The 6,739-nt window shown below is 55.7% G+C and carries 11 protein-coding genes and 1 pseudogene; 4 read left to right on the top strand and 8 right to left on the bottom strand.

Going from position 1 to position 6,739, the window contains the following annotated elements; genetic code table 11:
- Positions 1–712, top strand: a 712-nt coding sequence (locus tag IHN22_RS12020; RefSeq protein ID WP_191435603.1) for an HDIG domain-containing metalloprotein, incomplete at its 5' end; no start/stop codon positions are given.
- Positions 713–967: 255 nt separating this feature from the next.
- Here the strand turns inward: IHN22_RS12020 and IHN22_RS12025 are convergent.
- The 7 genes and pseudogenes from IHN22_RS12025 to IHN22_RS12055 all read right to left on the bottom strand — a co-directional run.
- A pseudogene (locus IHN22_RS12025) lies at positions 968–1,114 on the bottom strand (sporulation transcriptional regulator SpoIIID); the annotation flags it as partial.
- Entirely contained in the window at positions 1,101–2,636 is a 1,536-nt protein-coding gene (locus IHN22_RS12030; protein WP_191435604.1) for a recombinase family protein, read from the bottom strand. The gene IHN22_RS12030 and the pseudogene IHN22_RS12025, both read right to left, overlap by 14 nt.
- 93 nt (positions 2,637–2,729) lie before the next feature.
- On the bottom strand, positions 2,730–2,909 hold the full coding sequence (locus tag IHN22_RS12035; RefSeq protein ID WP_191435606.1) for a hypothetical protein: 180 nt from the start codon (positions 2,907–2,909) through the stop codon (positions 2,730–2,732).
- A gap of 113 nt (positions 2,910–3,022) precedes the next feature.
- Positions 3,023–3,793 (bottom strand): MobA/MobL family protein, encoded by a 771-nt coding sequence (locus tag IHN22_RS12040; protein WP_191435608.1) that lies wholly within the window; start codon positions 3,791–3,793, stop codon positions 3,023–3,025.
- A gap of 56 nt (positions 3,794–3,849) precedes the next feature.
- Positions 3,850–4,056: a hypothetical protein gene (locus IHN22_RS12045; RefSeq protein WP_191435610.1), complete on the bottom strand. Its 207-nt coding sequence runs from the start codon at positions 4,054–4,056 to the stop codon at positions 3,850–3,852.
- Positions 4,057–4,128: 72 nt separating this feature from the next.
- Positions 4,129–4,386, bottom strand: coding sequence for a hypothetical protein (locus IHN22_RS12050; RefSeq protein ID WP_191435612.1), 258 nt, complete (start codon positions 4,384–4,386; stop codon positions 4,129–4,131).
- Positions 4,383–4,715, bottom strand: a complete 333-nt coding sequence (locus tag IHN22_RS12055; RefSeq protein ID WP_191435613.1) for a DUF3846 domain-containing protein — start codon at positions 4,713–4,715, stop codon at positions 4,383–4,385. The genes IHN22_RS12050 and IHN22_RS12055 overlap by 4 nt, the downstream gene beginning before the upstream one ends.
- 292 nt (positions 4,716–5,007) lie before the next feature.
- Between IHN22_RS12055 and IHN22_RS12865 the strand changes: the two genes are divergently transcribed.
- From IHN22_RS12865 to IHN22_RS12070, 3 genes are read left to right on the top strand one after another with little or no spacing between them, the layout of a single operon-like run.
- Entirely contained in the window at positions 5,008–5,157 is a 150-nt protein-coding gene (locus tag IHN22_RS12865; protein ID WP_300986602.1) for a hypothetical protein, read from the top strand.
- Complete coding sequence (locus tag IHN22_RS12065; RefSeq protein ID WP_191435615.1) at positions 5,147–5,710, top strand: molybdopterin-binding protein; 564 nt, start codon at positions 5,147–5,149, stop codon at positions 5,708–5,710. The genes IHN22_RS12865 and IHN22_RS12065 overlap by 11 nt, the downstream gene beginning before the upstream one ends.
- A 24-nt stretch (positions 5,711–5,734) precedes the next feature.
- The gene (locus IHN22_RS12070) at positions 5,735–6,265 is read left to right on the top strand and encodes a molybdenum cofactor guanylyltransferase (RefSeq protein ID WP_087267952.1); all 531 of its coding nucleotides are present in this window, start codon (positions 5,735–5,737) and stop codon (positions 6,263–6,265) included.
- A 287-nt stretch (positions 6,266–6,552) separates the two neighbouring features.
- Here IHN22_RS12070 and IHN22_RS12075 read toward each other — a convergent pair.
- Positions 6,553–6,739, bottom strand: a 187-nt coding sequence (locus IHN22_RS12075) for a 3-hydroxyacyl-CoA dehydrogenase family protein (protein WP_300986606.1), incomplete at its 5' end; no start/stop codon positions are given.

Below are 6,739 nucleotides of genomic sequence, written 5' to 3' on the forward strand. Positions count from 1 at the left end.
CGAGGAGATGGTGGAGAAGGCCAAGCGGGAGGTGGACGCCACCATCAAGGCCGAGGGCGAGCGGGCCGTCTTCGAGACCAACGTCCACGGCCTGCACCCCGAGCTCATCAAGCTGCTGGGCCGGATGCGCTACCGCACCAGCTACGGCCAGAACGTGCTCAACCACTCCATCGAGGTGTGCCATCTGGCGGGCCTGCTGGCCGCCGAGATCGGCGCCGACGTCACCGAGGCCAAGCGGGCCGGCCTGCTCCACGACCTGGGCAAGGCCATCGACCACGAGGTGGAGGGCTCCCACGTCCAGATCGGCGTGGAGCTGGCCCGGAAATATCGGGAGAGCGAGAACGTGATCCACGCCATCCAGGCCCACCACAACGATGTGGAGCCCCAGACGGTGGTGGCCTGCCTGGTCCAGGCGGCCGACGCCATCTCCGCTGCCCGGCCCGGCGCCCGGCGTGAGAACCTGGAGAACTACATCAAGCGTCTGGAGAAGCTGGAGGAGGTCACCTCTTCCTTCCCCGGTGTGGAGAAGTCCTACGCCATCCAGGCTGGACGGGAGGTCCGCATCATGGTGGCGCCCGACAAGGTCAGCGAGGACCAGATGGTGCTGCTGGCCCGGGACATCGCCAAGAAGATCGAGGAAGAGCTGGAATACCCCGGCCAGATCAAGGTGAACATGATCCGGGAGACCAAAGTGGTGGATTACGCCAAGTAATCAAAGAGAGTAAACCGGCGGGCTGCGTCAGCGGCCCGCCGGTTTAGATTGTCGGAAAAGATCTCTGGCCAAAGGCTTCGGAGGGAAGGATAGTGTGAAAGGGAACCGTCAGGGTTCCCTTTCGCGTGCAATCAAACAACTTTTGAGGACTTATGAAAGGCCTCAAAAGTTTAGCAGCCTGCCCAAAAAGTGGCTGCGCCCACTTTTTTGGCAGGCTGAACCGGCGGGCTGCTGATGCAGCCCGCCGGTTTTTGTTTAGATGCCTTTGTATTTTCGCCGGGTGGCGATGCCTCCCCGGATGTGGCGCTCGGCCTTGTTCTCCTCCAGCACCCCCTTTACCTGGAGGTACAGGGGCCGGTTGAAGGAGGGCAGGCGTTCACTGAGGTCCTTATGTTTCGTCGTTACGAATTAGAACGGTTTCGTCCAAGCCCAAATCACCGAACAGGCGCAGATAAATATCCACGTTCCCGTCCTTATCCACTTCGATCTTCTGGATGATCCGCTTCAGTTGGGCGTTGGTCATCTGACGCACATCGGCAATGTCCTCGATCTCCCGGAAGGTCTGATTCAGAATAGATTCCAGTTGTTCCCCTTTGGTGAGATGGTAAGATACCATTTTCAGCTCGTTTTCCAGCCGCTCAATCTCTTTGCGCATCCCGCCGATCTTGTCGTTCAATTCCTCTCTGCTGATGAGGTCATCGGCGTACATATCCATATATTTCTGCCTGGTCTTTTGCAGCTTGGCGAGCTGGGAAGTCAGTTCCTTTTCATAGTTCAGGTTTTCATCCTTTGCCCTGTAGACCCGCTGGAATTCCCCTACCACATAGCGGATGACATTCTTCTTTGCTTTCAGCAGCCCGGCGAAGTATTCCTGCAAAACCTCAATGAGTTCCTCCTCGTCTACCGTCACAGCGTTGGGACAGTTGTCTGCCCCTTTGCCGTTGTGGCCGGAGCAGACCCAGCGGACATAGGTGTTCTTATAGGTGCGGACAGTCCGCCGGAAGGACCAACCGCATTCTTTACATCGGATCAGAGTGGAGAACAGATACTTATTGCTTTGTCTCATTTTTTCCACTTTGAACTGACGTCCTCGCTCCTCCATCATACGCTGAGCCTGTTCAAAGGACTCCGGGTCAATAATACGCAGTTCCGGACGTTCTACGACCATCCATTCCGAGACATCCTTGTCTGCCCGCTGGCCGGTCAAAAAGTCAGTGACCTCCTGTTTGCCGTTGATAATCTTCCCCGTATAGAGTTCATTGGTCAGGATACGGCAGACGCCAGCCTGGCTCCATTGGCAATTTCGCTTGGTACGCAACCCCCGCTCGTTGAGCAGGATAGAGATTTTAGCTGCACCGTAGCCATCTTTGAGGTACCACTGGTAAATTTGGCGGATCACCGCAGCCTCTTTCTCATTGATAGCAAGATTGAAGTAGTCACCAATGGTCTTATCGTACCCGTAGACAATGTTGGGGACGCGGCCTTTTTCCGCGTTCATCTTCTTGCCGAATTTCACGCGCTTGGAGGTGTTGGCGCTCTCCTCCTGGGCCAGAGCCCCGAAGATGGTCAGCACAAATTCGCTGTTGCCCATGCTGGTCATGTTGGCGGTCAGGAACTGCGTTTCAATTCCTAGTGCCTTTAATTTACGAACATTTTGTAAGAGGTCAACGGTATTTCTAGCAAAGCGTGAAATGTCTTTGACTACCACCATCTCAAAAAGCCCATGCTCTGCATCCGCCATCATCCGCAGGAACTCCTTGCGGTTCTTTATTTTTGTCCCGGAAATACCCTCGTCGGCATAGAGGCGCACAAGATTATCTCCAGTGCGTTTGGTATATTCGGAAAAGAACTCTTTCTGCGCTTCCAGGCTGTTGAGTTGATCTTCCTTGTCGGTAGAAACGCGGCAGTAAGCAGCGATGTTCATAGCAAAACCTCTCTGTTAAAATCAAGCCTTCCTGTTGCATCTTTATTTTATCATGAAGTGATTAATAGTACAACAGGAAAAGGGACACCCCACTCATGCAGGGTGTCCCTCACTGTCCTTTTTTCTGGCGTCATCCGGCCCATCGGCGGCTTGCTGTATGGCAAGCCGTACCTTTTCCTGACTTGCTTCCACAAAAACTTTTAATATGTAATCAGCGGTGGCTACCGCTGAATTTGGATTGTGAAACCGGTAATTTAGCCTGCGCTCCTTCACAGCAGTAGCTCACCTCCTGTTTCCAAGGCTTTATCCCCAATATATGCGTACCGTTGTAAAAAATGTCCCCTCTCTACGGGCTACATCTGTGATATAATAAGTAATAACAACCTTTATCGCCTCAACATGTGGTCAATTTCCAGGTCTATCTGGGGACGCAGGATACGAGCCTTGTTTTGTGCCTCTAGTTCCCGCCTGCGCGCTCCGGCAGGTGTGATCTCTCCTCGCTGTTCCTTTTGCCAATTCACTAACGAGAGATGGTTGACTGGTTCTCGGCCATAGCGACCTTGCACGAAGAGACTTTCGTGGCTGACTCGGACATCTAGACCGTTGCGCTCATAGGCTAGATTTTGGACAAGTGCCCATTGCTCCCGCCAGATATCAATGTATTTCCGCTTATTGTGTTCACGGTCTTTCCTCTTGCTGAACCCATCCAACTCTACTGTGCGGGTGGGAACGATGATATGAACATGGGGATTATTCCTTGAAGGATCTTGATAGTTGCGTCCTTCGTGTATTGCAGCGATTGCACATAGTCCTTGACTCAAGAAGTTTGTCTCTATGAATTCACTGATGATCTGAATTAATTCCTGCCGGGGGAGTTCGTTTGGGAGTGACCCTTTAAACTCCCTTGCAGTTCGGGCATCATAGCGGTGCTCTGCTTCCTCAATGGCGTTGCAGAGATGCTGGAGGTCGTGGAATGCAGGCGGTGCATTGGCAGGCTGGAATATATTGTAATATAGTACATCTTTTCGCTGCTTGTAGTAGGTCGTACTCTGATAGGGGTCGCACAGTCGTTTACCACTGATATAGTTTGCCAAACGAGTAACAGAGCGGCCCTTGCCGCGGCTGATGACTTGCACTTCGAGATGGTAGTTAGCCATGGATACCGTTCCTTTCTCTAGACTTTTTTCTGCCTGTCCACTTACACATCGATGTCCTAGGAGATAGTTGACGCTTTGCTGCTGGCATTATCTTGGAGCTGCTGAACCAGATCACGCCTGTTGGAGAGGTAGGACAGGAGGACTTCTATATGTCGAAATCGTTCCTGTGTTTCAGTCTCTGTTCTTTCTGGGACGATCTCGCTCAGCTCCGGGAAGTATTTCAATACCAAGCCGCCGAGGATATACTTATGCAGTTCTTTCATGGTAATTCCTCCTTAAAACGCAAAAAAGCCCCGGGGCTTTCCCCGAGGCCATCGTAGCTTATAGTATACAGTTCAAGGTTCGGGCGGTCCGGAAGGCGGGAAAAGGTCCAGAGCCAGCAGAATGGCCACCCGGACCCCCTCCCGGAAGGCGCCCTCTACAGAAGCCGTCTCCCGCTTTACAAAAACTTCCTCCAACCTGTCCAGCAGATCGGCCGCCTCCCGGTCCAGCTGTTTGCGCAGTTCCTCTGACAAGGCTATCATCTCCTCCGAGCATTGGGTGTACACCGGCTCCCCGTAGCGGAAGCCGTCCTCCATCAGCCGCTCCATCATAGGTAAATCTCCGGCCGGGCGAAGCGGCGGCGGTACCGCTCCAGCTGCTCCGGCGTCAGGCTCTCAAAGTCCTCGCTGTCCGGCGGGGCGGCGCACGGAAAGAAGGTTCCTGCGACAATGTCGTAGATCTCCCCGTTGTCCAGCCGCAGGCAGCGGTTGAGGGGCAATCCCACCAGTTTGCCCTCCTCGTGACAGATGAGGGCCACCGGCTCTTCGAAGGGGTAGACCGCCTGGATGGGCCCTCCTACCGCTCGCTGCATAGCCTCCAGGGTGTTGTCCAGTTCTGCCGCCCGGGGCGGCTCCAGGGGTGGGACCAGCAATACGTTCATAACCATACCTCCAGATAAAAGGATAGCCCAGGAAGCATATGCTCCCTGGGCTTCATGGTTATAGTATATAGCTGTACGCTTGCCAATTCCGGAATATGCAATTCCCATCTAAAACAACACGACTCTCAAACACCGTCACGGGGCTGGAAGTAGCATCGTTGGTTTGACTACCATCTAAAACAACACGACTCTCAAACTCTTCGGAGAGGGCCAGGACGCTATCATGGAACTGATGCCAGGAGAACGCTATACCAAGCGACTGGAACTGTAAAGACCGGTTCTGGACGCTTTGTTGGTATGGGCAAATGAGTCCAGCGCCAAAACCGCGCCCAAGTCTGCCCTGGGCAAGGCCCTGCACTATCTGGGGGAGCAGTGGCCCTACCTGGTACGCTATCCCGGTGCTGCTCTCCATGGGCAAGGAGCACCTCTACGTGTGGGATAAACAGCCCGGCATGCTCCACGAGGACGAGGCCGCCTTCCGCCTCCAGGCCCTGTGCCAGAACGAGCACATGCACGCCACTCCCGTGAAGGAGGGCAAGATCGAGCTCATCGCCGATATCGGCGGCCTGTTCCGGGTGGACGTGGCACGCCTCAACGCCCTCAACGGGGAGGACGAGATCATGATCGCCACCCGCCACACCAACACCGCCGTCCACCAGGGGGACAAGCTGGCCGCCTACGGCATTGAGGTGACGGAGCACTGCCTCCCCGGCGACGACAGGACCGCCATCACCGCCGCCGCCCTGGACTACAAGGCCAGGGGGGTGGGCCTGATCCTGTGTACCGGCGGCATGAGCGTGGACCCGGACGACAAGACCCCCAGGGCCAACAGGGACACCGGCGCGGAGATCGTGTCCTACGGAGCCCTGGTGCTCCCCCGCATCACCGCCGGGGTGCGGGTCAGCCGGGCCGACCTGAAGGCTCTGGGCCCCGGCGGGCTGTGCCTGGGCTGTCCCCAGTGCCGCTACCCCGTCTGCCCCTTTGGTAAATCGTAAAATCGGAAACAGAGAGGTGCGAGCATGAAAACCGTTGCTGTACTTATGGCCGGAGGAAAATCAAGCCGCATGGGCAGCGACAAGGCGCTCATGTCCATCGGCAGCCGCCCTCTGGTCTCCATTCTGGCGGAGCGATGGCAAGGGGTATTTGACGCGCTGGCCCTTTCCGTAGATCATACGAAACGCTTTGCACACTTGGGGCTGGATGGTATTCAGATGGTGGAGGACGCCCGCCCCGGCGGAGGGCCTATGGCCGGGCTAGAGACCATTATGGGTGCCATCCCAGCCGACCGGTATTTTCTGATTGCGGTGGATCTGCCGTTTTCCTCCCCAAGCCTGGCTCATGTCATCTGCAAAGAAATTGGAAACTCTGACGTGTGTCTCATCCGGCGCCGGAACGGGAGGCTTGAACCGCTCTTCGCGCTATATTCCCGCCGGTGCTTTCCGCACATCGCGGCGTCTCTTGGCCGGGGAGAACGCTCCTTTCAGCACGGGCTGTTCCCCCATATCTCTGTTCGGGAAATCACGGAGGACCGCGGAGAGCGTGGTCTATGAAAAAGCACCTTTACATGAACGGACCTGTTGCAAAATGAATATGCTGCACAAAATCCCGTCATTCTGAGGAAACGGCCGCCCGGTGGGCGGCCGTTTTTCGTGGGAATCTGCCTTTCTTACAGGAATGTGGATTGTCACGCCAGTGTGCGCGCTGGCTCACAATGACAGGCATGTGCAAAATGTCAATTTTGCAACAGGCCCTATTTATGGACTCATTTTGCAGCGGGTCCCTGGTCCTGTATTCTGCTTTCCGTTGCCGGCTCTCTTGGCAGCCAACGCAGCATGGCTTACTTGCTGTAGTCGTAGAAGCCGATGCCGGTCTTGCGGCCCAGCTTGCCGGCGCGGACCATCTTCCGCAGCAGCAGGGAAGCGCGGTACTTGGGATCGTGGGTCTCGTTGTACAGGGTGTCCATGATGGCCAGGCACACGTCCAGGCCCACCAGATCGCCCAGAGCCAGGGGGCCCATGGGGTGG

Origin of the sequence: Flavonifractor sp. An112 (genome assembly GCF_904377885.1) — a bacterium.
Taxonomy (GTDB): Bacteria; Bacillota; Clostridia; order Oscillospirales; family Oscillospiraceae; genus Flavonifractor; species Flavonifractor avicola.

Coding starts and splice junctions, on each gene's coding strand:
- IHN22_RS12030 (WP_191435604.1), bottom strand. CDS start 2,636: ATGAACATCGCTGCTTACTGCCGCGTTTCTACCGACAAGGAAGATCAA.
- IHN22_RS12040 (WP_191435608.1), bottom strand. CDS start 3,793: ATGGCTAACTACCATCTCGAAGTGCAAGTCATCAGCCGCGGCAAGGGC.
- IHN22_RS12045 (WP_191435610.1), bottom strand. CDS start 4,056: ATGAAAGAACTGCATAAGTATATCCTCGGCGGCTTGGTATTGAAATAC.
- IHN22_RS12050 (WP_191435612.1), bottom strand. CDS start 4,386: ATGATGGAGCGGCTGATGGAGGACGGCTTCCGCTACGGGGAGCCGGTG.
- IHN22_RS12055 (WP_191435613.1), bottom strand. CDS start 4,715: ATGAACGTATTGCTGGTCCCACCCCTGGAGCCGCCCCGGGCGGCAGAA.
- IHN22_RS12070 (WP_087267952.1), top strand. CDS start 5,735: ATGAAAACCGTTGCTGTACTTATGGCCGGAGGAAAATCAAGCCGCATG.